Annotated in this window: 29 protein-coding genes and 1 riboswitch; of the genes, 5 read left to right on the top strand and 24 right to left on the bottom strand. The window is 35.4% G+C overall.

Annotation, left to right across the window (positions count from 1 at the left end; translation table 11 throughout):
- Positions 1–72: 72 nt before the first annotated feature.
- From rpsA to prsW, 7 genes are all read right to left on the bottom strand, one after another.
- The gene (gene rpsA / locus GHT08_RS17870) at positions 73–1,218 is read right to left on the bottom strand and encodes a 30S ribosomal protein S1 (protein ID WP_163582781.1); all 1,146 of its coding nucleotides are present in this window, start codon (positions 1,216–1,218) and stop codon (positions 73–75) included.
- Positions 1,219–1,316: 98 nt separating this feature from the next.
- Positions 1,317–1,895, bottom strand: a complete 579-nt coding sequence (locus tag GHT08_RS17865; RefSeq protein ID WP_163582780.1) for a lysophospholipid acyltransferase family protein — start codon at positions 1,893–1,895, stop codon at positions 1,317–1,319.
- 4 nt (positions 1,896–1,899) lie between these two features.
- Positions 1,900–2,571 (bottom strand): (d)CMP kinase, encoded by a 672-nt coding sequence (gene cmk, locus GHT08_RS17860; protein ID WP_163582779.1) that lies wholly within the window; start codon positions 2,569–2,571, stop codon positions 1,900–1,902.
- A 19-nt stretch (positions 2,572–2,590) separates the two neighbouring features.
- Positions 2,591–3,238 (bottom strand): flagellar brake protein, encoded by a 648-nt coding sequence (locus GHT08_RS17855; RefSeq protein ID WP_163582778.1) that lies wholly within the window; start codon positions 3,236–3,238, stop codon positions 2,591–2,593.
- 113 nt (positions 3,239–3,351) lie between these two features.
- Positions 3,352–4,686 carry a germination protein YpeB gene (ypeB, locus tag GHT08_RS17850; protein WP_163582777.1) on the bottom strand — a complete coding sequence of 445 codons (1,335 nt, stop codon included), beginning with the start codon at positions 4,684–4,686 and terminating at the stop codon, positions 3,352–3,354.
- A gap of 18 nt (positions 4,687–4,704) precedes the next feature.
- Entirely contained in the window at positions 4,705–5,616 is a 912-nt protein-coding gene (gene sleB, locus GHT08_RS17845; protein WP_163582776.1) for a spore cortex-lytic enzyme, read from the bottom strand.
- Positions 5,617–6,435: 819 nt separating this feature from the next.
- Entirely contained in the window at positions 6,436–7,092 is a 657-nt protein-coding gene (gene prsW, locus GHT08_RS17840) for a glutamic-type intramembrane protease PrsW (RefSeq protein ID WP_163582775.1), read from the bottom strand.
- A 98-nt stretch (positions 7,093–7,190) separates the two neighbouring features.
- Between prsW and GHT08_RS17835 the strand changes: the two genes are divergently transcribed.
- Positions 7,191–8,153, top strand: a complete 963-nt coding sequence (locus tag GHT08_RS17835) for an asparaginase (RefSeq protein WP_163582774.1) — start codon at positions 7,191–7,193, stop codon at positions 8,151–8,153.
- A gap of 48 nt (positions 8,154–8,201) precedes the next feature.
- Here the strand turns inward: GHT08_RS17835 and GHT08_RS17830 are convergent, their stop codons facing one another.
- Positions 8,202–9,182, bottom strand: a complete 981-nt coding sequence (locus GHT08_RS17830) for a YpdA family putative bacillithiol disulfide reductase (RefSeq protein WP_163582773.1) — start codon at positions 9,180–9,182, stop codon at positions 8,202–8,204.
- A 364-nt stretch (positions 9,183–9,546) separates the two neighbouring features.
- Between GHT08_RS17830 and GHT08_RS17825 the strand changes: the two genes are divergently transcribed.
- From GHT08_RS17825 to GHT08_RS17815, 3 genes are read left to right on the top strand one after another with little or no spacing between them, the layout of a single operon-like run.
- Positions 9,547–9,771, top strand: coding sequence for a spore coat associated protein CotJA (locus GHT08_RS17825; protein ID WP_163582772.1), 225 nt, complete (start codon positions 9,547–9,549; stop codon positions 9,769–9,771).
- The gene (locus GHT08_RS17820) at positions 9,768–10,037 is read left to right on the top strand and encodes a spore coat protein CotJB (RefSeq protein WP_163582771.1); all 270 of its coding nucleotides are present in this window, start codon (positions 9,768–9,770) and stop codon (positions 10,035–10,037) included. The genes GHT08_RS17825 and GHT08_RS17820 overlap by 4 nt, the downstream gene beginning before the upstream one ends.
- 18 nt (positions 10,038–10,055) lie before the next feature.
- A complete protein-coding gene (locus GHT08_RS17815) occupies positions 10,056–10,625 on the top strand; it encodes a manganese catalase family protein (RefSeq protein WP_153836432.1) in 570 nt (189 codons plus the stop codon).
- Between the two features lie 56 nt (positions 10,626–10,681).
- On the opposite strand, the gene GHT08_RS17810 is transcribed toward GHT08_RS17815, so the two are convergent.
- From GHT08_RS17810 to GHT08_RS17795, 4 genes are read right to left on the bottom strand one after another with little or no spacing between them, the layout of a single operon-like run.
- Positions 10,682–11,173 (bottom strand): LysM peptidoglycan-binding domain-containing protein, encoded by a 492-nt coding sequence (locus GHT08_RS17810; protein ID WP_163582770.1) that lies wholly within the window; start codon positions 11,171–11,173, stop codon positions 10,682–10,684.
- Positions 11,163–11,750 (bottom strand): CPBP family intramembrane glutamic endopeptidase, encoded by a 588-nt coding sequence (locus GHT08_RS17805; protein WP_163582769.1) that lies wholly within the window; start codon positions 11,748–11,750, stop codon positions 11,163–11,165. The genes GHT08_RS17810 and GHT08_RS17805 overlap by 11 nt, the downstream gene beginning before the upstream one ends.
- Position 11,751: 1 nt before the next feature.
- A complete protein-coding gene (locus tag GHT08_RS17800) occupies positions 11,752–13,272 on the bottom strand; it encodes a RecQ family ATP-dependent DNA helicase (protein ID WP_163582768.1) in 1,521 nt (506 codons plus the stop codon).
- Positions 13,265–14,338, bottom strand: coding sequence for a YpbB family protein (locus tag GHT08_RS17795; protein ID WP_163582767.1), 1,074 nt, complete (start codon positions 14,336–14,338; stop codon positions 13,265–13,267). The genes GHT08_RS17800 and GHT08_RS17795 overlap by 8 nt, the downstream gene beginning before the upstream one ends.
- A 132-nt stretch (positions 14,339–14,470) precedes the next feature.
- Between GHT08_RS17795 and GHT08_RS17790 the strand changes: the two genes are divergently transcribed.
- Positions 14,471–14,692, top strand: a complete 222-nt coding sequence (locus tag GHT08_RS17790) for a ferredoxin (protein ID WP_163582766.1) — start codon at positions 14,471–14,473, stop codon at positions 14,690–14,692.
- Between the two features lie 43 nt (positions 14,693–14,735).
- On the opposite strand, the gene GHT08_RS17785 is transcribed toward GHT08_RS17790, so the two are convergent.
- From GHT08_RS17785 to GHT08_RS17730, 12 genes are all read right to left on the bottom strand, one after another.
- Positions 14,736–15,881: a hypothetical protein gene (locus GHT08_RS17785; RefSeq protein ID WP_163582765.1), complete on the bottom strand. Its 1,146-nt coding sequence runs from the start codon at positions 15,879–15,881 to the stop codon at positions 14,736–14,738.
- Positions 15,874–16,413 carry an RNA polymerase sigma factor SigX gene (locus GHT08_RS17780; protein WP_163582764.1) on the bottom strand — a complete coding sequence of 180 codons (540 nt, stop codon included), beginning with the start codon at positions 16,411–16,413 and terminating at the stop codon, positions 15,874–15,876. Before GHT08_RS17780 ends, GHT08_RS17785 begins: the two co-directional genes overlap by 8 nt.
- A 288-nt stretch (positions 16,414–16,701) precedes the next feature.
- Entirely contained in the window at positions 16,702–17,196 is a 495-nt protein-coding gene (locus GHT08_RS17775) for an ECF transporter S component (protein WP_163582763.1), read from the bottom strand.
- A 4-nt stretch (positions 17,197–17,200) separates the two neighbouring features.
- Positions 17,201–17,575: a DUF4430 domain-containing protein gene (locus tag GHT08_RS17770; protein WP_163582762.1), complete on the bottom strand. Its 375-nt coding sequence runs from the start codon at positions 17,573–17,575 to the stop codon at positions 17,201–17,203.
- Positions 17,576–17,675: 100 nt separating this feature from the next.
- Positions 17,676–17,857, bottom strand: a riboswitch (cobalamin riboswitch).
- 2 nt (positions 17,858–17,859) lie between these two features.
- Complete coding sequence (locus GHT08_RS17765) at positions 17,860–18,582, bottom strand: response regulator transcription factor (protein ID WP_163582761.1); 723 nt, start codon at positions 18,580–18,582, stop codon at positions 17,860–17,862.
- Between the two features lie 79 nt (positions 18,583–18,661).
- Positions 18,662–19,849, bottom strand: coding sequence for a c-type cytochrome biogenesis protein CcsB (gene ccsB / locus GHT08_RS17760; RefSeq protein WP_163582760.1), 1,188 nt, complete (start codon positions 19,847–19,849; stop codon positions 18,662–18,664).
- A gap of 39 nt (positions 19,850–19,888) precedes the next feature.
- Positions 19,889–21,511, bottom strand: coding sequence for a cytochrome c biogenesis protein (locus GHT08_RS17755; RefSeq protein WP_163582759.1), 1,623 nt, complete (start codon positions 21,509–21,511; stop codon positions 19,889–19,891).
- Between the two features lie 10 nt (positions 21,512–21,521).
- Positions 21,522–22,112, bottom strand: a complete 591-nt coding sequence (gene resA, locus GHT08_RS17750; protein ID WP_163582758.1) for a thiol-disulfide oxidoreductase ResA — start codon at positions 22,110–22,112, stop codon at positions 21,522–21,524.
- Between the two features lie 66 nt (positions 22,113–22,178).
- Positions 22,179–22,895 (bottom strand): pseudouridine synthase, encoded by a 717-nt coding sequence (locus tag GHT08_RS17745; RefSeq protein WP_163582757.1) that lies wholly within the window; start codon positions 22,893–22,895, stop codon positions 22,179–22,181.
- 269 nt (positions 22,896–23,164) lie between these two features.
- Positions 23,165–23,698: a spore maturation protein gene (locus tag GHT08_RS17740; protein WP_018934515.1), complete on the bottom strand. Its 534-nt coding sequence runs from the start codon at positions 23,696–23,698 to the stop codon at positions 23,165–23,167.
- 36 nt (positions 23,699–23,734) lie between these two features.
- The gene (locus GHT08_RS17735) at positions 23,735–24,313 is read right to left on the bottom strand and encodes a nucleoside recognition domain-containing protein (protein ID WP_163582756.1); all 579 of its coding nucleotides are present in this window, start codon (positions 24,311–24,313) and stop codon (positions 23,735–23,737) included.
- The gene (locus GHT08_RS17730; RefSeq protein ID WP_163582755.1) at positions 24,306–25,409 is read right to left on the bottom strand and encodes a D-alanyl-D-alanine carboxypeptidase family protein; all 1,104 of its coding nucleotides are present in this window, start codon (positions 25,407–25,409) and stop codon (positions 24,306–24,308) included. Before GHT08_RS17730 ends, GHT08_RS17735 begins: the two co-directional genes overlap by 8 nt.
- Positions 25,410–25,845: the final 436 nt, after the last annotated feature.

Genomic DNA, 25,845 nt, shown 5'->3' with positions numbered 1-25,845 from the left:
TGAAAAAAGTATTTGACATTGTACGCTAGGCAACAAAAAAACATGCTACAAACTGTAGCATGTTTTTTGGAATTAATCATCTTTATATTTATTTAATTTATCTCCGATCATATCGCCTAATTGGAATCCTGATTGATCGTCATCACTTTCATACTGTTTTATTTCTTGTTGGTTCTTCTCTTCTTCAATTTCTCTAATACTTAATGAAATACGCTTATCCTTCTCACTTACATCAAGTACTTTTACATTGACTGTTTGTCCAACCTCGAGCACCTCACCTGGTGTTCCAATATGCTCTGTAGAAATTTGCGAAATATGAACTAGCCCTTCTACACCTGGTAGTACTTCAACAAAGGCACCAAAGTTAACTAAGCGTTTTACCGTACCTTCTACTACATCATTAATGGCTATTTTCTCTTCAATATTGTCCCATGGTCCAGGTTGTGTTGCTTTATGAGATAATGATACTCTTTCATTTTCCTTATCTACTGATAATACTTTTACTTTAAGTGTCTCACCTTCAGAAACGACATCTGAAGCTTTCTCTACATGCGTATGTGCAAGTTGTGAGATATGTACTAAACCATCTAATCCACCAATATCTACAAATACACCAAAGTCTGTAATACGTTGAACCGTACCTTCTATCTCTTGACCTTCTTGAAGTGAATCAAGTAAGTCGCCTTTTTTCTTTTGTTCTTCCTCTTCAATAACAGCTCGATGAGATAAAATAATTCTATTTTGCTCTTTATCTAATTCTACAATTTTTAATGTTAACGATTTATCTTGATAATCAGCAAAATCCTCAACATAGTGTGTTTCTACTAAAGAAGCTGGAATAAATCCTCTGACACCTACATCTACTACAAGGCCACCTTTCACCACATCACGGACTGTAGCTTCAATAATTTCGTTATTTTCAAACTTTTCTTGTAAGTCTTCCCAAGCTTTTTCCGCAATTACAGCTTTTTTAGATAAGACAATTTCCTCGTCTTCTACTTTTTTTACTTGTAATTCCAGTTGGTCACCTTCACTAACTGCATCACTTGCAGTTTCAATGCGAAGTGCAGAGAGCTCACTAATCGGAACAATCCCTTCCACTTTATATCCGATATCGACAAGTACGTGTTTTTCTTCTACTTTAACTACTTTACCTTGTACAATATCACCTACTGAAAGTTCCTTAATCTCAGAAATTTCTTGATTCATTTCATCCATGACAAAGACCTCCTTCGATTTCCAACACAAAAAACATAAATGTGCTTTTTTCTAACTTCTAACATTTAGCGTGATTTGTCAAGTTATATATATAAAACTTAATGATTTTCTTGGATTTTTTTTATCTCATTCATAATTGCATCTGTCACTTCCTGTGCAGAGGCTTTATTTTCTCTTAATGTATCCATATCGACTGGCTTACCATAGATTACTTTAAGAGGTTCTTTACTTTTATAACTACCAATAATCGCACAAGGAATTACTGTTGCTTTTGATCTTAGTGCAAAGAATCCTGCTCCCGCCTGCCCTCTTTTTAATTCACCACTTTTACTTCTCGTTCCTTCTGGAAACAATCCTAAAACATTTCCTTCTTTTAGAACTGCTAGCCCTTTTCTAAGCGCATTGCGATCGTTCATTCCACGTTTTAATACAATGGTATTTACTTTTTTTAATATAAAACCAAATAATTTATTTTTAAATAATTCTTCTTTTGCAAGAAAATGGATTGGCCGTGGACAAGTGATTCCAACAATAGGAGGATCATAGTTCGAAATATGATTGGAACAAATAATAACAGGACCCTCTTTTGGAATATTTTCTAGACCTTCTTCTTTTACTTTATACTTTGGCTTTAAAACCATTTTTACCACTGTTTTTGCAAATTGATAAAAACTCATATTCCTAACTCCTCATCTTTTTATTAGCTAAAGATAATATTTTTTCTGCAACTTCCTCAATGGATAAAGAAGTTGTATCAATTTCTGTTGCATCAGCAGCTTTTTTTAGCGGAGAGACTTTTCGTTCTGAATCCATTTTATCTCGCTTTTCGATATCATGTTTAATTTGATCCAAGTCGGATGAAAATCCCTTTTGTAAATTTTCTGTATGTCTCCGTTCAGCTCGTTCTTCGACACTTGCAACCAAAAAGACTTTTACTTCGGCATCAGGAATTACATGCGTACCAATATCTCTACCATCCATTACAACCGCTCGTCTTTCAGCGAGTTTTTGTTGTCTTTTCACCATTTCCTGTCTAACTTCTGGAATCGAAGCTACAGCAGAAACGTTCTTTGACACTTCGTCAGTCCGGATAGCTTCTGTTACATCATTTTGATCAATCAATACTTGTTGATTAGCATTGATATCAATAGCAATGTCATGGAGATGCTGGATAACCAAGTTAGCATTGTTTATATCTATTTGATTAGTTAACACTGAATAAGTTAATGATCTATACATTGCACCTGTATCAATGTATATGTAACCTAATTTTTTCGCAACAATTTTTGCTACAGTACTTTTCCCTGCAGCTGCTGGTCCATCAATCGCGATGGCTATTTGTTTCTCGCTCATTATAATCCTACCCTTCTATCTACGAAAGACCTTTTCTCCGATCTTCTAATTGTCTTGTAAAGCAATACTGTACAATGGACTGCTGATCTTGTATATCCATTTCATTAAATTTTACAGATAAAATATTTTTATCTTCATTTCTCTCTTGTATTCGTACTGCTTCCCCAATGATATGTAGATATTCAATTCTTTGTTCTAAAGGTAATACTAACATAATATCCAATAACTCGCCTTGTTTTACATTGAAATTTTTATCCACTAAAATTGCCATTCCTCCACCACTGATATCATGAGTTACAGTCGTAAATGCATCAAACTTTTGATCCACACTTTTCACGGATACATCCAATAACGATTCAACACGTACAAACTCTCGTCGTTGAATTTTTTCTAGATTATTTACTTCCACAGAAAGAATTAGTGTCGGGATATTTTTTATTTTAGCCTTTCCGATGATTTCACTTGGAAAACTGTATACCGAATTGTTTTCAATAAAGTGAACTTGAAAATGTGTGCCGACCGGAAAGATATCGGAGCGTTTTGTCTGCTCTTCAATTGGATAATCAATATATAACTTATCTTTTTTTGTTTCGATTACCCTGCATTTGTAAGTTTTCCTCTCTTCTTTTATCTGTTCAAGTTGCAAAAATGTGCCGATTTTAATCAATGTTCATCCTCTTTCTCTACTAAGTATTTGTATGAATGATAAAAATGGAAACTAGTTCAATACTTATTATCGCAAAAAAAAGAAAGAAGGAAAAGTCCTTCTTTCTTACTTTTTTAATATTTCATCTCTGCTTGTTTTAATTTATCTACTCTCACTTCACTTCCATCAGAAGCATCAATGAAAATTTTATATGTGTCTTGGTTTAAAGTTCCTAAATAAACATAGGTTAATACTTCTTCACCCATATCATCTTCAATAACAGCAAGGTGGTGCTCTTGAATCTTCAAATTAGGATTCACTTTATCACGTGCTTCTTCTTCTGATAATTCGACGTCCGGTATTTCTCTTTCATGATTATTCTCCAAGTAATCTTTCGCCACAAAACCAAGTACTTCTCCATTATCTAAAGCAACTTTAATTTGTATTGCATCTGGATAAATCCAGACATCCTCATACTGCGGTACAAACTGAAATACCCCGACATTGTCATATTGATTACTTTCGACCAAAGCAAGATCTGTAGTGAAATCCAATTTGGACAAGTAATCTTTAGCATTTTGCATTGCCTCATGTAGACTTTTATTTCTTTCTTCAACTTCTCGATTAATCATTAACGTAATAGGATATCCACCATTTTGTGTTATATCCATATATCCAGTTGTATCATCCTCTTTATAGGATCCGCTGTATAAAGGAACATTAGCGCCCTCACCTGTTGAGGCAACTGTAATTTTAGTTTCCTCATCAATTCGTAACAGTGATCGCATTTTTTTCTTCGCTTCTTCCTCTGATATCTTTTCATCACCAAGAATCGTAAAACCATCTTTCTTACTTGATGTTCCCATCATACTTGCATTCAGTTTTCCTTCTGAATAGCCTTCAACAGTTTTTTCAACCGTTTCAAAACCATCTATAATGGTATTATCTGCTTGCTCATCATTATTAACTAATGCTAGTTGTACATCCATCCATCTCAAATTATCATTTAACACCATGTTTTGTACTTTACGTAATTCCTGTTCAATGTCTCCTGACACTTCATATAGAGAATCTAAGGCCTCCAATTCATCATCAGACAGCGGCTCTTTATCTAAATCTCTTATTGCTGTACGATAACTAAAATCACCCATCTGTTGTAAAAACTCTTCTGTCTTATTAAATGGCAGTAATGTTAGTGGTAATTGTCCAACATCATTATGAGCCATAGAAGTTAACCGCCATATCTCAGCCAATTGTGGTGACAGTTGTTCTCTCGTATTCATTGCTAGAGTAGATCCAATTTTATCGTGTAGAAGATCTAGGTTATAGGTTAAATCATGAAAAGAACGTTGATAATTATTTTCAGCTTGAATGAGAATTGCATTTTTTTCTTGATGCTCTTGATAGCCCCATACAGAAACTCCAATAACAGCAATGCTTAATAGCGTAATAAGCGACCAACGAAACATTTTTTCACCTCCAAATAATTACATACAGAATACATGTTTACCAATTCGCTTAATTTGTGGTCGTGACCATATCCAGCTCGAAGTAGCAGTATCCGGGTTAAAGTAATACAATGCTTCTCCAGTTGGGTCCCAGCCATTGATTGCATCTAATACCGCATTTCTTGCTTGCTCATTCGGCGTTAACCAAATTTGTCCATCACTAACCGCTGTAAACGCACGAGGTTCAAAAATCACACCTGATACTGTGTTAGGAAAAGTGGAACTTTCCACACGATTTAAAATTACAGAGGCCACTGCTACCTGACCTTCATAAGGTTCTCCTCTTGCTTCGCCATATACAGCATTTGCCATGATTTGAATATCATTTTGTGAAAAACCTTGTGGTATATTGACAGCTGTTGGTTCTAAGTCTTCCTCTGTTGCTTGTGGCTGATCATTTTCTTGTTGGGCTTGTTGATTTTGCTGTTGCTGATTACTTTCTTGTTGCTGATTACTTCCCTGTTGACCTCCCTCACCCTCATTTTGTTTTGTTGGGGATGGCTCCGTTTGTTTTTCTTTGTCTACTCCACCATAATGGGTGAATTTCTTTCCTTGTTGAATTTGCTCGTGCACATAGGCTTTATCAAATTCACTTGCATCTTCTAGTTTTTGCTTTACTGCCTGGCCTGCTAATCCATCTATTTCCATACCAAATTCATACTGAAAATTACGTAATGCCCAATACGTACCCCAACCGAAAACTCCATCAATATCGCTATTATAAAAACCTAAATACTGAAGTCTCGCTTGGAGCTCAATGACATCGTCACCTGTGGCACCATGCTGAATCACTTGATTTGAAAAACCATGGACCTGATCATTTTTTCCATCAATGAAGAAAAAAGAACTTATGGCAAAAATGATAAGACAAATCGTTATCTTTTTTTTCATTAAAGCTACCTCCAAATTAATATCTAAGTAACATTTTGTTATGGATAGCTTTTAATAAAAAATGAAATTTATTCATTTAAAAACTGACAACTTTTATATCTATTGAACGCTAGACCAGTCAAAAAGTGCTCAAAAAAATACCCATTTCCCTCTTCAATTTAAAAAAGGAAACGGGTATCCATTCATGAAATGTTTATTTATAAAAATATAAAATGTTTCAGAATATCCATAAACTGCGCAGTAACGAGGACAAGGAATTGCTCTCTACAATCATTCTTGACTTAGAGAGTGCATGTAAACCGCTCCGGCAGAATACTGCGCTTTCCGTGGGCTCGGCTTCAGCTAACTTTGCAAAGAAGACCACTTTGCAAAGTGGATCTTCAGCTCTCGCTGTCCCACAGGAGTCTCCGTATTCTGCCTACGCTATTTTTGTTCTCTGATTACAGAAAGAAATGAACTCATGGAACTAAACTTTTCTGTTTAATTACAGTACTTATCGGGCTGTGAAAACCCTTTTAGCATAGTCGTACCCTACGCTACATATGGTGGAGAAATCGACTGGTTGATTTCGGATAAGTGTTGTGGAGCATATCTTAACGAAGGCCGCCCACTTTCACTCCTGTGGGACCTGTTTGACCTGAAGATCCACTTTTTCGAGCGGTTTTTGCTCGAAAAAGTTAGCTGAAGGGCAAACCCCACGGAAAGGGAAGTGGGCAGCCGGAGTGTCGGTTATGATCACGATATTTGTCAAAATTACTTCATAAATGAATGTACATTTAGTTTCGAACAAACAGTAGTAGTATATCTACTGTTCGTTGTTTATACTTGCTGATGACTAATTTCGTTGGCTACTTTTACTTTTCGTAGACTAAGCAACCATAGTATAACCATAAATGGAATGAGTCCGTATAACCATTGATTCTTAATTGCTTCTAATATAAAATCATACGTCCCATGTAAGAAAGTAGGTAATAATAATGCTAATAATAACGAGAGTATTCCATTGTTAGGTGAAAATTTGGCCCTTCCCAAATAATAACCCATTATCACTCCGAACAACGCATGAGATGATACAGGGAAAATCGCCCGGCTAAAGGCAAATTCAATACCATGCGCAAATAAATAAAGAATATTTTCAACAGTTGCAAACCCTAAGCTAATAGAAACCCCATATACAATACCGTCATAAACTGTATTAAACTTTGAATACTTATAAGTAGTGAAAATAAATATAAACCATTTAAAAAACTCTTCAAATAACCCATAGATAAAATATGATTGTAAAAAAGGAGTTTGGGCAATACCTTCTTCCTGAAATGCATACTGAATAAACATAATTGGAAATACTAGTAATGCTCCATATATAAATGTACGAAAAATCGCATAGATCGGCTCTAATTCATATTCATCTTTTAAATAAAAAAATGATAACAACGCAAATGTCGGAGCAATGGAGACTGATATAAGAGCAAACAACTGATATCACCTACTTTCTATCTCCCAATAATTATGGCATAATATCAAAGGAATTTATTTAACATATATACGTTTAATTAAAGAAAGTTGGGAGTATAATGAAAAAAACATTAATTATTCATACTGGTGGTACAATATCGATGAAAGAGAATCTAGATGGGAGTGTCGTAGAAACAGATACACATCCCTTATCCAAAATGGAATTATTACATTCTTTTCCTATAGAAGAAGTAAATTTATTTCACTTACCATCACCACATATTACACCGAAACATATGCTTCAATTAGCAGACTTTATTAAGGAAAATATAGATTCAGATAATTATAATGGAATTGTAGTTACACATGGTACAGATACATTAGAAGAAACCTCTTATTTTGTAGATCTATGTGTAAAAACAAGTATTCCTATCGTATTTACGGGTGCAATGCGATCAAGTAATGAAATTGGTTCAGATGGTTTATATAACTTGATCTGTGCCATTCGTGTAGCGTCTAATCCTAAGTCATGTGACCGAGGTGTATTAGTTGTAATGAATGATGAAGTGCATACCGCACAATATGTCACCAAAACGTCTACTAGTAATGTGGCAACCTTTCAAAGTCCGCAATTTGGACCTGTCGGTATGGTGACGAAACAAGATGTTTATTTCTATCAAAAAACTTATCACCATGAAACTATTCATATTCAAGATTTAACGAAAAACGTACTTCTCTTGAAAGCATATGCTGGTATGTCAAATGACCTATTAGATTATATCCAACCTTCACACATGGATGGACTTATTATTGAGGCGTTAGGCCAAGGAAATGTTCCACCTGCAATCGTCCCAGCCATAAAAAACTTTATTAAACATGATATAACGGTATTATTTGTATCCCGCTGCTATAAAGGAATTGTACAACCTACTTATCAGTACGAAGGCGGTGGACGAACTTTACTGGAGGACGGTGTCATCTTTGCTAATCATTTAAATGGTCCGAAAGCTCGTTTGAAGCTCATGCTATTATTGGAGAAAGGTGCATCTCACCATGAACTTATGAAAGCTTTCAGAGATTAATATATTCATTTTTCCCTCCACATATCAATGTGGAGGGTTTTATAATTATCATTTTTCTTTGTTACTTATAGATGTTGCGATTAATCCACCGTGGAAACGACCATTTTCAATAAATATTTCGTTATTATCGTATCCGGCAGCAATAACTCCAGCAATATAAATATTTTCTATATTTGTTTCCATTGTATCTAAGTCAAAAGTAGGTCTACCTGTTTCTTGGTCAATCGTAATTCCTACCTGTTTAAGGAAACCTTGGTTCGGTTGGTATCCTGTCATCGCAAACACATAATCATTTTTAATCGATTTCTTCTCACCGTTTACTAAATAAGTAACCTCGTCCTTTGTTATTTCCTCAATCGTTGCGTTAAATTCCATTTTGACTTTACCATGCTTTACAAGTGAAGCAAATTCTGGTAATATCCATGGTTTCACACTTGAAGAGTACTCACTGCCTCGATAAAGCACTGTGACATTAGCACCAGCTTTATGTAATTCGATTGTAGCATCTACAGCAGAGTTTTTTCCACCAATTACTGCAACATTTTGTTGGTAAAAAGGGTGCGCTTCTTTAAAATAGTGAGATACTTTATCCAATTCTTCTCCTTTTACTCCCATATAATTGGGTTGACCGTAATAGCCTGTTGCAAAAATACAATATGTTGTGTGATACTTTCTTATTTCGTTATGTTGATTTTTTGTTTCTAATTGAAAGCCATTATCTGTTTTTTCTATTTTATATACTTCTTCAAAGCTATTAATTCGTAAATTTTTACGAATTGCGACCGTTCGGTAATAAGCTAATGCTTGGTTTCGAACAGGCTTATTTTTTTCCGTAACAAACGCAACGTCACCAATCTCCAATTTATCACTAGAACTGAAAAAGGTTTGGTGGGTAGGATATTGATAAATCGAGTCAACAATATTCCCTTTTTCAATGATCAATGGATCTATTCCTATATTCTGTAATTCAATTGCTGCGGACATGCCACATGGCCCTGCCCCAATCACAATCACCTTTTCTTGTTGCATAAAACGATACACTCCTTCAACACTTCACATATTTATGTATGTTCTAAAATCTACTTCTGAAATGCGCAGCTCTGGTCTGGTTTTTTTCAAACCATTTAATAACGAACCATATATATATTAACATGTTTATTTTCAGAAACATAGCAAACTTGTTTGATCGTTTGATTGATTACGCTGATAAATTTATAGTCTGTTTCCCAATGACAAATTTACAAATGGGTTAACACTCAATTGTAATAGGACATGATGCAACCTCCATACAATGAAAAGGAAGTGAATGGTTTTTATACTATGAATTTTGAGGATGATAGGATAAAAAACCGTCTAAGGAAGCCTCACTTTATACGAAAGAAAGGAGAATATCATGTCTTTTACACTAACTAAATGTTACTCCCCGTTCGTGAGCAAATTTGATCCATGTAAACCTGTCTTAACCAAGTGTTATTCTACTCCGCCTAATTTATATATAGGTTTTCAGCCAAACAATACAGAACAATTCTCAACTGCTAGGGAAGCACTTTATGCAGGAACGTTATGGCCATGTTTGTACGATCCCTATTATTCGAAAAGGAGTGACTCAAGCGAATGACACAAGAAAAGCCACTACCAGACAGTTATTATCAGTTAATGGAACAAATTCAAGCTGTAGATTTTGTCTTAGTAGAGCTAACATTATACCTTGATACCCATCCCCATGATTTAGATGCCATTAAACAATTTAATCAAGCTGCTTACGAAAGTAAACAGTTAAAAAACCAGTTTGAAGAACAATTCGGCCCTCTCATGCAATACGGTCACAGTTATTCCAGTTATCCATGGAATTGGAAAGAAGCACCATGGCCTTGGCAAGTATAAAAAGGAGGAATATCTGAAATGTGGTATTATGAAAAAAAATTGCAATATCCAGTTAAGGTAAGTAGGTGCAATCCAATGTTAGCCAAATATTTAATTGAACAATATGGAGGAGCAGACGGAGAGTTGTCAGCTGCTTTACGCTACTTAAATCAACGTTATACCATACCTGACAAAGTTGTTGGCTTATTAAATGATATTGGTACAGAAGAGTTTGCGCATCTGGAAATGATAGCAACTATGATTTATAAATTAACAAAAGATGCTACTCCTGAGCAATTAGAGGCTGCAGGCTTAGGTGCCCACTTCGTTAATCACGACCACGCTTTATATTATCAGAACGCAGCTGGGTCACCTTGGACAGCAACATATATCCAAGCGAAAGGAGATCCAATTGCCGATTTGTATGAGGATATTGCTGCAGAGGAAAAAGCCAGAGCGACATACCAATGGATTATCGATATATCTGATGATCCGTTTATAAATGATTCATTAAAATTTTTGCGAGAGAGAGAAATTGTCCACTCCCAACGATTCCATGAAGCAGTAGAAATATTAAAAGAAGAACGTGATCGCAAAAAAGTATTTTAATAGCCGTACTAATGGAACACCCCCGTCATGCTCACATGTAACGGGGGAAATAATTTTCAATTTTCATCAACATTGGGAATTACAATTTCTTCACCAACAATTAAAGTATCATTTTCTAATTGATTGGCCTCCATAATATGTTTTACAAAGTTCGTATTACCGTAATATTTTTCAGAAATCGAAAATAACGTATCCATTCGATCTACTTCATGAATAATTATATCCGAGCCATTTACTTCCTCCGTATCAGAGGAATTCAATTTAATAAATACCTGCTCAGCAAAGTGATCTTCTTCCTCAGATTCTGCTGATGATAAATATTCTTCTCCCCAAAGTTTGACGGTTAATAATAAGAGTATGATCACAATAAACATTAGTAAAATAAACCGTATAAATGGAAAAGATATTTTCCATTTTGCCTTCGCTTTTCTCGTTTGATGCACTTCACTCCTAGGTGGCAATGAAGAGACAATATCGTATTTCGCTTGTTGCTGTTCAACCTGATTTCTTAACGATGTTGCCTGGTCATCTCTTTGTTCATGATGCATGACGAAACCTCCCCGACCTGATTAACAAAGCCAATATAACATCTACTAGAAAATGCAGTGTGATTACCACACTCAAATTGCTTGTCCAATAATAAGCCAAACCTATCCAAAAACTCAAGCCAATAATCGCAATAAAAAGGACGACTTTTGATAAATACCTAATATGAACAACCGCAAAAAGAATACTTGCAATCAATATGCCAAAATTAGTCTGGATCACACCTCTAAACAGGAATTCTTCAACAGAAGCAATAAAAAAACATAACAAGATAATGCCTATATAAGAGCCTTCTTGAAATATTTTTTGATTGATCCCCCCATCATCCCACCAGTTTTTCGGAAATATTTTCATTAATAGTAGATCCAATGAGATGATCATAAGAGCAGAGAAAACACCAAATATAACCCAATCGGAGAAATTCCAATAAAACAAAGCAACTATATCTTGCCAATCATTAAATAAAATGGATGCTAAAACGACCGCAATAAGTCCAATAAATAGCTGGGAGAGCCATATTTGTTGTTTTAATTGTTTACTTGACAGTAGTCTGATAAGTTCTGCTTGGCTTTTTTGCATATTAGTCTCCTTGATATAATATCTCTTTTAAATTGGTTTGCCAATCTTGAGTATTACTATTACTCTGTTCAATTGCTGGATGCCAGTTTTCCCATCGAAAATCACAATAATCACAACACATATTCGTTGGTTTTTGGATATGATCCTGAAAATGTGAAAAGAGTTCATTTCTCCTACAACCTGTCGTATGAAGCCATTGTAACATTTCGTTTAATTTATTATATTTGTATCGATAGCGTTTTTCTATTGTTTCTTGCAATGTCATAAAGGCATTCTGAAATGGTAGAGCGGTTATATTGAATTGTTCACGTTCTAAAATCTTCAGTTTTTCTAATTGATAACGAAAAAACCTCCAATGAGGCTCCATTCCATTTACTTTCAACATAAATTCCTCTTTCAAATCATTCAATGATACATCATTATGATAAATTAGTTTTAACATTTGCTTAACAACGCCAATGTCAGGTAATTCTGTATCAAGTAACCGTTGTGGAATGATGTGATCATACTCATGAAAAAGGGTTACACTGACAGCTTCTTGCCCATTTCTTCCCGCTCTGCCTATTTCCTGTATAAATGATTCGATTTGGGATGGAAAATGATAGTGAATTACTAATTGTATATCCTTTTTATTAATGCCCATACCAAAAGCATTTGTACAACAAATAACATCCAATTGCTTGTTCATAAATTGTTGTTGAATCAATAATCGGTCCTGATTATCTAAGCCTCCATGATAATAAGCGATATTTCGATCATGTTCTTTTCCTTGCAATATCGACGCAACCCTAGCAGCTTCTTCTCTACTAGAAAAATAAATTAAAGTAGGAACTCTATAATTCTGGATAATCTTCGCAAGTTTATCTTCTTTTTCTTTCACCTGATCCACCTGTTCCACTACAAAGGAGATATTCGGTTTATCCATTCGATAGATAAATTTTTTGACATCCGGTATTTGTAATGCCTCCAAAATATCTTTTTGGACATCTGGTGTTGCCGTTGCAGTTAGTGCTAATAATGGTGGCTTATTTAATAACTGGTGTGCTTGTTTAATTCTAAGATAATCTGGACGAAACTCATGACCCCATTGAGAAATACAATGCGCCTCATCTATTACAAACAAACTAATCTTCAAGGACTTTATTCTCGTTAAAATCCGTTTACTCTGTAGCATTTCCGGTGATAAGTATAGTAATTGATAAGAATCCATTTGTTGTATAAGTATTTCTCTTTCTTGATAGGAAAGCATACTGTTTAATGCAGCTACCTTTTTAAACCCAGTAGCCTTCAATTGCTTAACTTGATCCGTCATTAATGAGAGTAGAGGTGATACGACAATGACGGTTCCTGATGACATCATGGCTGGTAACTGATAACAAATAGATTTCCCTGTTCCAGTTGGAAGGACCGCAAAGACGTTCCGTTTCTTCAGAACCGCTTCTATAATTTCTTTTTGGCCAGTACGGAAAGTCGAAAAACCGAAATGGGCATGTAAATACTGTTCTAGTTGTGATTCAGACATAATGATTCTCCCCCACATTATTTCGTCCTTCTAAAGCTATTACCAGTTTAATTTGGAAATAGCTAATTGAATCTGGTAATAGACTTTTAATATCCTTTAATCTTTTGGATTCCAGTTTTTTTAATATGTCTCTAATTAATCGATATTCTTGTTCCGTAATATAGGAAGGCCAATTCAATTCTTGGTAAATATAAGCAATTTCAACAATGTGATCTTTTATCGTATTTTCCTTCAAATTACGAACATTAGCAATTTCATCAATTGATAGACCCTGCTTCAAATAATAGAATGTCTGATTTGTTGAATCACTTAACAACTTATTCGTTTGATGAACAGGATATAATTGAGGAAGAAACATAAAGTTATGATCCGTTTCGATTGCTTTACAGATAGCATGAATAATATTCATGTAAGACAAATAAACATCGTGAGTGGTAATATAGTATTTCTTTGCAATTTGGTACCGGCTAAGTCCAACTTTTTTAAGAGAGGTTAAACTATCAACAAAAGCTGCTGCATGATCATCTGGAAAATTCTCTAATAGCATGGTTAAATCTTGATAGAGATATTTCAATATGGTAGCAGTACCAATTTGGTGTTGCTTGTTCCATACTTTTTTTACAAATTGCTGGCTTTCAACATCCTCAATAATCGGTATAAAACGTGGATTTTTCCGATGAATATGTGTCAATGTTTGAATAAAAAGTAATAAATTTTTAGAAAATCGATCCGCTTTTTGATGAAATTTCTCACCGTTCAGGTGAAAATAATCCGCTTGTTCTTCCCTTAGCTTTTTATAATACACCTTTCCCCTTTCACTAATATGTACAGTTTGTTGATCGGGGTTAACCGTAATAAGCTGATGATATTCTAGGCGTTGGATTTCCTGATTAAAAGCTTGTCTGGTTAAAGAATTATATATTCCGAAATAATTGGTTAAACCAAATAAATTGCTATCTTGTATCGTTTGAGTCGATTTCTTCGCTGTTAATAAGTGATATATATTATATACTGTTCGTTCACCATTTAGCTTTAAAATACTATCTAATAAAATAGATTCAAACATGTGAACACCTCAATCTAAGCTATCTATATTTTAACAATTATTGTGAGATTTGAATACAACATCATTGTAACTTACAAAAGTATTTGATAATCTAATAAATAGAATATAAGAAAGAAAAGGAAGTGGCAATTGATGCCATATTATACGTGGATAGAGAAAGAAACGTGTATTGCGTGTGGGGTATGTGGTGCAACTGCACCTGATTTATTCGATTATGACGACGAAGGTGTTGCATACAGCAAACTCGATAATAATAAAGGTGAAACAGCAGTGTCTTCAGATTCTGAAGAAGATCTTTTAGATGCGCATGAAAGCTGTCCAACAGAATCAGTAAAAATATATCACAAAGAATAGGGATTGTTACTGCCCTATTCTTTGTTTTTTCTTTTGCGATCATTTACTGAATAATGTTAATTTGATCGGTAGTGTGTATTGGTTCGGATAAATCATACTTACCAATTTGATCGATTCCTATACTAAAGATGACTTCCTGATATCCATAAGTGAATGCAGTAGCTAGGATTGCTTCAATCATTTGAACGGTAATTTGATTGTCCCCAATTTGAGCAGAGGATAAGGAAACAAATACCTGATCAGCCGTCTGATCCTCGGTCTCAATAACCGTATCTTCCGGTATAGAAGGCTGAACATTGAATTCTGGTTCCGCTATTTTCATTTCTTCTAACGCTGCAGTTAATGTCTTAAATGTTCCATCGGTTTTGGCGGCCAACCATTCTGTCCCATTATTATATGGATATATTTTATAAGGCACTTGTTCGATTGAACTTAGTGGATAAAGGTTATTACTAAGAGCACCTTCATTTAAAATAGGATGGTGATTCTCAAATTGAATTTCCTCCATCCCTAATGGTCGAAACATATACGCCAATACCTTCTCGAAATTGCTGTAATTACTTCCACTAGGTTGCAATTCAAAGGAATCGGTAAATGTTGCAATTACACTTTGGTTATCTCTTTCAAATTGTATCTCTCGTATTCCGATATCATACAAGCCGTTTTCTTCTAAATCGATATATTCGTTAATTTGATTATAAGAAAAGTTACTATTCAAAATCGTAATCGGTATGATGTGTTGGCCATGTTCTGTCAAAAACGCCATATGGCTAGTACCTTGTGTACCTTCCATATCAAGTAAATAACGATATTCTTCATTTATATTGTCCTGTATTTCCGCTTTATTAAAAATGTCTGCTTCTCTAGATTCTTCTGCTGTTGATGCTTCATCATCAGCATTATCAAAAGTATCCACGTCTGATTCATCAGCGATTTCAGAAGTTGATTGATCATAACTCCTTGAAAAATCTTGTCCCTGTATAATGACGAAAATTAACAATGCTGCACCAACAGTAGCAAGCATCGGAACCCATATAAATGATCGCTTCTTCTGAGGAGATGCTTTATCTTGCTTGATTTGTGCTTCAATTTGCTGAAAAACCTCTTCTTTAGTACGCTTATCTTCTATTTTAGGTAATTTTCCCAGCTGTTCTTTTAACTGTTCATCATTTGACTTATGATTATTCATGATTGCTTTCCTCCTCTCTCAACGAGGTCATCATACATTGTTGCAGGACTTTAAGCGCACGATGCTGAGTAGTCTTTACTTTACTAGTAGTCCAATCTAATATTTCTGCCGTCTCTTTTATATTAAAATCTTGAATAAAACGTAATATAATCACTTGTTTTTGATCATTGCTACATTGTTCCATACAGGTATAAAGCTGTTTCATTTGGTCATCTAACAACACGTATTCTTCCGGCGCATGATGACCCGACTGAAGTTGCTCCCCTTCTTCTCCCCAGTTAAAGAATTCTAAAAATTTATTTCGTTTTCTCTTTAATTTGCGAAAATAGTCAAAAGTAACATGCCTGGCAATCGAAAAGAGCCATGTCTTTTCCGAACTTTCTCCTTTAAAATGTTGATATGAACGTAAGACCTTGATATAAACTTCCTGAACAATATCTTCGGTTTGTTGTTTATCTTTTACCATATAAAATATATATTGAAATAAATCCTGATGGTATTTATCATATAGTTCCTCAAAAGTGGCCTTCACGTCAAGACCCCCTCACCTTATTCTATTTGTCGAAAATCATAGCGAAAAGTTACAAATCAGTTCAAATTATGTATGAAAAACTAAAATGGGTCAAGACAAAAGAATAATAAAAATCCGAACATTTAAACTTGAGCTGACTTAACGCTCTGGCAAAATACTTTACTTTCCATAAGCACAGCTTCAGCTCGTGCTTTTCCGCAAGAATCTAGTATTTTTGTCTCCGCAAAGTTTAAATTGTTCGGATTCTCATTTCTCCTATTTAGTTTTGTCCCAGCTCCAGTAAATTTGTTAAAATCTATGATTAGAATACTGAAATATCCTAGCTAATACCGGATATAAGAGGAGCGTAAAAATAACATTTCCTACAGCATGAGCGATATCAAAGGATAAACCTGCCAAGTAGTAAGCGAGAAAATTGCCAGCAAATGTAAATGTCCCTAAGTTGACGATCAATCCGTAAATAAATGCTGCAAAAAACGCAAAAACAGTTAACAGTATCATGGCATTTTTCCTGTTATATTGTCCGATAACGCCAGCTAATAGTCCTATTATCGCCCATGCAATCATTTGCCAAATAGTCCAAATTCCCATACCTAAAAAAAGATTCGTAATGTACGTTGAGATGATCGCGATACATATTGCTGGTAATGCACCTACTATTGCACCAGTAATGATGACAATAGCAGTCACAGGTTGGATATTGGGTAGAAATTGAAAAGTGATTCTGCCTATAACACAAACAGCTGCTAATAATGATATAAGTGTAAGTTTATAGGTATTCAACGTATCACTCGATTACTTGAAGATCAAAAGTAATATGATCCTCATCCTCTACTTGATAATCAGCAATCCCTTCATTTACCATTTCTCCGTTTGCTTCATATGTCCAGAAGATGTTTTCATCTGTATTTTGTTGATGCCCTTCAATGGCCGTAAGAAAACCTTCGTCCGTTACTTCCACGTCATAATTTTCTTCTAGGACAGTTTGCAAGCTTGTTCCTTCTTGAACAGTAAAATCATCCTCACTGATCGTAGTGTTTGTTGTTTGATCTGTAATCGTTAGTGAAATAGATACTTCCTCAGCTGTTGTAGATGTATTTCCACAAGCAGTCATTACAGTTGCTAAAATAGTTATAATAAATAATCGTTTGATTTGTTTCATAATGTCCATTCTCCTCAATTATTAATGTTGAGGATAAAAGCGATGTTCATGTATGTATAAAAAAGTTGATACAACACTCGACATGCTTAATCCTCGAAGCATGAATAAATGTTTAATGGCAGGTCTCCTGACTTTGTGTATTATTCTACTCTAGCGTCTTCCCATACATAAATTTACCGTACAGTGACATAGGCTATTTCGTTACACTTACAGTTGCGAGGACAGTTCTGGATTCACACCAGATTCCCTTTTAAGCAATACACCATTAAACACACCAAATTCTTCTATGAGTTATGTGTCACTTCGAATTTATAACCGACACCCCATACTGTTACAATCATTTTCGCAGCATCTGTTGAAACTTTACTTAGCTTTTCTCTCAAGCGTTTCACATGCGTGTCTACTGTTCGTAAATCACCAAAAAACTCATATTTCCATACTTCTTTCAATAATTCTTCCCGTTCAAAAACTTTGTCCGGAGATTTTGCTAGAAATAAAAGCAATTCGTACTCTTTTGGTGTTAAATTAACTTCCTTATTGTCTGCTAAAACACGATGTGCATCATTATCAATTAATAGATGCGGAAATTCAATCAAGTCTTTCGACCGGTTTGCTGTATGTATTGTATTAGAACTTGTGGACCTTCTTAATAATGCCTTAACTCTTAATACAACTTCACGTGGACTAAACGGTTTCACGATGTAATCATCAGTACCAGCTTCAAAACCATGAATTCGACTTAACTCTTCTCCTTTAGCAGTCAGCATTATAACAGGTGTCGTCTTTTGAGTTCTCAGTTCTTTACATACCTCTAAACCATCTTTTCCAGGCATCATTAAATCAAGTAAAATTACTTCATACTCTTCCGTCAAAGCTAACTTCAATCCTTGCTCTCCGTCTTCCGCTTCATCAATCTCAAAACCTTCGCGTTCTAAATACATTTTTAATAGACGGCGAATTCTATCTTCATCATCAACAACAAGAATTTTTTTCGTTTCCTGCTCCATCCTTCTCCCCCCTATCTCTTACTAGTATATAGGCAAAAAGCACAAGAGACAAATAGCACTTGTACTTTCTATCAAAAATTTATGCGTAAGAATGTAAACCGGCTAAAACTAGATTAACAACGATTAAATTGAACATAATAATTGCAAACCCTATAACAGCTAACCAAGCTGATTTCTCACCATGCCATCCTCGCGATAAACGAAGATGTAAGAAAATAGCATAGAAAAAGAAAGTAATGAGTGCCCATACCTCTTTAGGGTCCCAACCCCAATATCTATTCCACGCTTCTTGTGCCCAAATGGCCGCAAATATCAAACCACCTAGAGTAAATACCGGAAATCCAATGGCAACTGCACGGTAACAGACTTCATCCAATAATTCCGGGTTTGCTTTTTTTAGTAATGGTTGGATAGCAGCAGCTACCCTTTTTCTTAATATAGCTCTCGCTATCATATACAATAATAAACCAACAGCTAAGGACCAAACTAATGTATTCAATTTCCGTGGCGCTTCTGCACCATGAAGCCATCCTGGTGCTGTAAAAACCGCATCCATCTTATCTTCTGTTGTTAGTTCACCGTTCTCTGGGCCAAACAATGCGGGTAGATGATAATCTAATGTAATTTCTTCTTCATCAACTACATAAGAAAATGTTGCATTATAATCCATCGATGAAAAAATCGTTGTGATAATCACAAATCCTATTGTGGCACAAATAGAGTACATAATGATCTCTAACCAAGTAGTTTTAGCAGTAGCTTGAGATTGGTTAATTTGACGGATTAAATAGATAATACCTGCTACAAAACTTACCGCTAGAATCGCTTCACCTAAAGCAACTGTTGTAACGTGAATGTACAACCAATGACTTTTCAAGGAAGGAACTAATGGTGAAATTTCTTTTGGATACATACTAGCATACCCAATAATTAATAGTGCTACAGGTAAGGCAAATAATCCTAATAACTCAATACGATAGATAAAGTATAAAATGATAAACGCTAATACAAGCATCATACCGAAGAAAGTAACAAATTCAAACATGTTACTAACCGGTGCATGTCCACTAGCCATCCATCTCGTAATAAAGTATCCAAATTGTGCGATGAAACCCAATATAGTAGTACCAATTGCTAATTTGTTCATGAGTGTGAAGTTTTTTTCATGTTGCTTGTCCTTAATGGTTGCAGCAAAAAAGATGACTGCTATTAAGTAAATCACAAAAGCAGTATACAAAAGCCCTCCACTCAAAGATATTAAATCCATACACTTTCTCCTCCTTGCATCACCTCAAACGGTAATGAATTACACATCATTCTTTTTTTCTTGGTCACGAACCATAGTAAAAGATGTCCCGTCGATAAGTTTTTCAAATTCTTTAGTTAATCCATACCAATTTTTGTTCGTATGACATGCTATATACATTCTATCCGTAGCTTGATGAATCCAAATTCGTCGATGCTGCCAATACATCCCTTGTATAACACCAATCATGAAAATAAAAGCCCCTAAACCAATAATAGGAAGTGTTAAATCTTTCCTAACCTTTAAGCCACTGACATCGCGCACACCAAAATCTGTTAAACTTAACTTATACTGATTGTCACCTGAAGGGATATTCTGACCTATCGCTAAAAAGCTTGCTTCACGCTCCTCTATATCAGGCCCATACACAAAGAAGACAAATCCTGGGTTTCGAGGATAATTAGATACGGACCGCGGCTCCCCATTATTTAATTCATATTCCGGATAATATCGATTCAGTTCAATACGATAGCCATTATCAAATACATATTCACTTTCAGGATTGGTCAAATCAACAGTAAAATCTGCAATAGCTTCTTCCGCTTCATCATCTGTCTCATGCAACTTAAAAGACATCGTCTGAAATTCATTAAGTTGATAACTATCTTGATAAAGTGCTAAACCATTTATTTTCAACGGTTCGTTTACAATAATTTCACCGCGTTTGACTTCTTTTAATTCTGGCTCCGACCCAATAACATCCTTCGATACATCTTCATATATAACGGCATTCGTTTCGAAATGCTTCGGAACTGGTCCACTTGTATTTTGTAGAGCTTCTTCAAAAATTGCATCTTCGTCATCATTTCCATATGTTTCAAATATAAATTCCTCGTTTTTTATGTAATATTGTTGATTAGTACTAGGTATAACTGCTGTCTCACCTTCTCTTACCCAAACAAAATCATCCACGTACATAAATGGAATGAAACGAAATAGTGTTCCTAATAAAAAGATAATAAGTCCTAAATGATTTACATATGGACCCCACCTTGAAAATCTGCCTTTCTCCGCAAGTATGTGACCGTCTTTCTCTGTGATCTTATACCGATGCTTTTTAAGATTGTTGATAAAGCGAGTTTTATCTTCAGTCTGATAAGCTGTATATTCTCCAAACAGTTTCTGTCTTTTTAAAAAATTGGGATGTCGTTTAATAGCTTGATTTTTTAATGCCTTATATAATGGAACTCCTCTGTCGATACTTACGATAAAAATAGAAATACCAATCAAGGCAATCAATACCATGTACCACCAAGAGTTATATAAGTTATGAAAACCTAACTGGTAATAGATTTGCCCTGATAATCCGTATTGGTCCCGATAATGTAAAGCTGGATCGACATTTTGCGGAATATACATTTCCTGAGGATAGATCGTTCCTAGTGCAGATGCAACTAACGCAATCGCAATTAATGTTACACCAACTTTAATGGACGAAAAGAAATTCCATATTTTATCTACTATCGAACGATTCTTCGTTTTGGAACGAATTGAACTACCATCATATCGCATATTCAATAATGTACCTTGCTGGTCATTATCTAACGGTTTTCCGCATTTTTCACAAATAGTGGTCCCTTCCTTATTCTGATGACCACATGTACTACATTTTATTGTGTTCATAAGCAACACCTCACGTTCCCTTTGGTACAATTTCTTGTAAATAGCCCTCTAATCTTTCAAGTGAAAGTTCACCTAACACCCGGTCAACCACCACACCATTCTCGTCAATGAAATAAGTAGTTGGTAATGGTCGTATTCCGTAAGCATCCAACACTTGACTATCTTTATCATGAAGAATTGGGAATGACAAATTATAATGATCTACAAACTTATCAATCACTAATTCTGTAGCATCCACACTAACAGCGACAATTTCTACTCCTTGCTCTTTATATTTCGGATACAATTCCTCCATATAAGGCATTTCTCTTTCACAGGGTTCACAATACGTTGCCCAAAAATTTAGCATAACGCCTTTACCCTCAAGATCTGAAAGCTGCAGTGAGGACTCTACTCCATCTTCATTATTCGCAACGCGATCTAATTGAAAATCTGGTGCTTGTTCCCTTATGTCTACAGCTGCTTCTTCTTCAGCAGTTAAATTCGAAACAATAGCAAACACTAAAGCTCCGAACAGTACAACCAATATTGCAGATCGAAAAATAAAGCGATTTCGCTTCTTAACTTGTTTCTTTTGTTTCGCTTGTTCAATCTTTTCCATCGATCTCACTCCCTTCGATCATTGTATCATTTACAATGATCAAAAATTGTGACAGTTATTTAACAATTACTTAACCAATTTCTTAAGTTCGGCCACTTCTTGTGGTGTCAATTCTCGATGTTCACCTGCATTTAAACTATCTAACGTTAAGAACCCAAATTTTTCCCTTTTAAGTTTCTGTACAGGTGTACCGATTGCTTCAAACATTCTTCTTATTTGCCGGTTTTTACCTTGATGTAAAACCATTTTAACAATAGCTGTTTTTTTCTTCGGATCAGTGGACATTACCTTTACATGTTTTGCTTTCAATATATCTCCTTCAGAGCGAATCCCTTTTTTGAATAATCGTAATTTTTCTTTTGATGGAATTCCTTCTGTTTTGACGATATATTCTTTATTAATCTGATGACTCGGGTGTAACAATAGATTGGTAAAATCACCATCATTCGTCATGATTAATAATCCTGACGTATCATAATCTAGTCTGCCTACCGGATAAAGTCTTTCTTCATATTCCTCAAAAAAATCAGCCACCGTCTTCCGATTTTTATCATCGGATATACTAGTAATCACACCACGTGGTTTATAGAATAGAAAATATAATAATTTTTCTTTTTCAATTGGTACGCCCTCTACTTTCACTTCGTCTTGATCCGATACTTTGGTACCTAATTCAGTCACTACCTTGCCGTTTACTTCTACGAGACCATCAACGATCATTTTCTCTGCTTTTCTCCTAGAGGTGATCCCGCTTTTAGCAATTACTTTCTGCAGTCGTTCCATTATGCTCACTCTTTCTTTCTAAATTTATGTTATCATTGTTAACCATGTCTTTTATTTCGTATACGTAAGAAAACCATAAAGCGCCCACTTACAACAAGAGCGACTGGAGCAAGCAACTGAAATAAAGGAATCACTGAAAAAAGCGAACCAATGATGACTTATCGTAAGTTGCTTTCGGGAAGTCGCCTAGTTTCTGAGGGCTCGGAGCCAGATCTCCGGGCAAATTATCTCCTCTCATGAAAACAGTAGCGCTTGAAAAACGAGCGCTACTACAAGAATAACCACGACACAATTATTACTGAAACTATTATACCAATAAAGTCCGCAATCAGTCCAACTTTTAAAGCATTACCCATTTTTTTAATACCAACCGCGCCAAAATATACAGTTAGTATATAAAGGGTAGTATCAGTGCTTCCCTGCATGGTAGATGCTAGTCTTCCTAAAAAGGAATCAGGACCATACGTTTTGATAATTTCAGTTGTCACACTTAAAGCGGCTGTTCCGGAAATAGGTCGTAATATTGCTAACGGTGCTATATCCGCTGGTATTCCAACCTTTGATAAAATAGGCTGTAATAAGCCGATAAACGCATCTAAGGCTCCTGAGCTCCTTAGAATCGCGATGGCAACTAACATTCCTAATAAAAAAGGAAGAAGAGAAACCGACATTTTTAAGCCTTCTTTCCCACCTTCCACAAACACCTCATATGCTGGAACTTTTCTTATAATGGCCACAATTAAAATCATCATTACGGTCACTGGAACTAACCAGATACTAATGACCGTCAACCATTCAACCATGTTTAGACTCCTTTCCTTCTATCTGCACTGTAAACTTCATTTTTGACGTGTTTTTTGCATCAAACGATCAATCGTTATCGCTGAAACAGTTGTAATAAAAGTAGCCAAAATCGTACTAGCTACAATTTCAGTTGGTGCAGCTGAACTGTACTGCATACGAATGCCGATTACGGTGGTCGGTACCAGTGTAAGACTGGAAGTATTAACAACTAGAAAAGTTATCATGGAATTAGTGGCATGATCCGATTTACTTATTTTTTTCATCTCTTCCATTGCTTTGATGCCCATTGGTGTAGCCGCATTCCCTAATCCGAATAAATTAGCAGAAAAGTTGGCAAGTATATAGCCCATCGCCGGATGACCATCAGGAATTTCAGGGAATAATCGTTTCACAATCGGTCTGAATAATTTTGCAAAACCTTTTAATATTCCCGCTCGCTCAGCAACTCTCATCATGCCTAGCCAAAAAACTAATACACTTGATAAACTGATGACCAGTGTAACAGCATCACTTGCCCCCTCAAACAACGCCTCATTAACTTGTTCCATCGTTCCATTAAACATGGCATAAACAATTCCAATGATCGCCATTAATGCCCATATCATATTAATCAAGATTATCACCAAACAATCGTTTCAATTGTTCCAGAAAAGTGTTCCAGAATGATGGTTCTTTCGATTCTTCCATAGAAGAGAGATATAGTGATGTATCCGTAATGGCTTCATCATGAAGGTAGAAAATGCGTTTTCCAATCTTATCAAAATCTGAAGGTGTACGGCTCACATAATTTTTGTAGCTAATATTATTTACTTCGTTTTCTGCTAAAGGATAGTAGATAGATTCTTGGATTTCTGCAGTAATGGCATCTTCTTGATCAGTTTGTAGTCTCATTGTGGATTTATCTTGTATTTTTCTTAACGGGAATTTTTCAAATCCCCATTCAAATAAATTCATATGATCTTGCCAGTCACTTGGTGCATTTAACGTCACAACTATTAATGTTTGTCCATTTTTTTCAGCCGTTGACACAAGTGTTCTCCCTGCAGCTCGTGTATAACCTGTTTTTCCACCGTTACTGTACTTATATAATTGAGTAAGTAATTTATTTTTATTTATCCAAGCATAATCACGGGCGGAAGATTGATATGATGAAGTACCAGAAATCTCTCTAAAAATATCGTTTTCCATAGCATATTTGGTTAAAAGTGCCATGTCATAGGCTGTAGAGAAATGAGTTTCAGAGTCAAGCCCATGCGGATTGTCAAAGTGACTATTTGTCATACCAATCCATCTGGCTTTTTCATTCATTAAGTATGCAAAGCCTTCTTGACTGCCACCGATATGCTCACCTATAGCTACGGCTGCATCATTTCCTGATCTCAACATTAAACCGTAGACAAGGTCTTCTAATGTGATCTTATCCTCTTTCTTTAAATAGATGGAGGACCCTTCAGTTGATATTGCGTTGTCCGAAATTTTTACATATTCATCTAGTTTACCAGATTCTATAGCAATAATAGCGGTTAAAATCTTGGTGATACTTGCAATAAGCGTTGGATTGTCCGCATTTTTCTCATATAGCACTCTTCCTGTTTCTTGATCCATTAAGATAGCACTCTCTGCTGAAACCTGTACATTTGCTTTTATATCTGGATGTGGTAATAAGACAAAAATTAATACAATACATATACTATAAATAAACGGTCGCATGACACACCTCATCTCACTTTACAGATACGTTTGTACCATTCTATGCAGACAAGCAGTGCATATGACTACAAAACAAGCTAAGCAACATGTCTTCATTATTCGAACAATGCAGCGGTTTATGATTAAAGCAAGTTTTTAATTCTAAGTAGATACATACTACGAACTAGTAAAAATTTGTGGAGTGATGCTTTCTTCCATTCCTTCCATAAGGAGTGCTGGGATACCGCTCCGGCAGAATACACAATGATCTATCTTTTTAAAGCGAAAATTCTCGGAAATCTATTCCCATGTATTAATTCTTTCAAAAACCAGAACACTACGCAAAGCGGAGGCAAGATACGTAGACTCCTCACGATGCAGCACGTGTCCGAAGACCCCGTGATGCACCTGAGTCTTCTAGTAACGCTTCGAAGTGGCTTCCTCGGTGCAAGGGAGC

It is taken from the genome of Gracilibacillus saliphilus (assembly GCF_010994085.1).
Taxonomy (GTDB): domain Bacteria; phylum Bacillota; class Bacilli; order Bacillales; family Amphibacillaceae; genus Gracilibacillus; species Gracilibacillus lacisalsi.
Note: the sequence above shows the minus strand (reverse complement) of the source record. Positions and strands in the feature narration are given on the sequence as shown.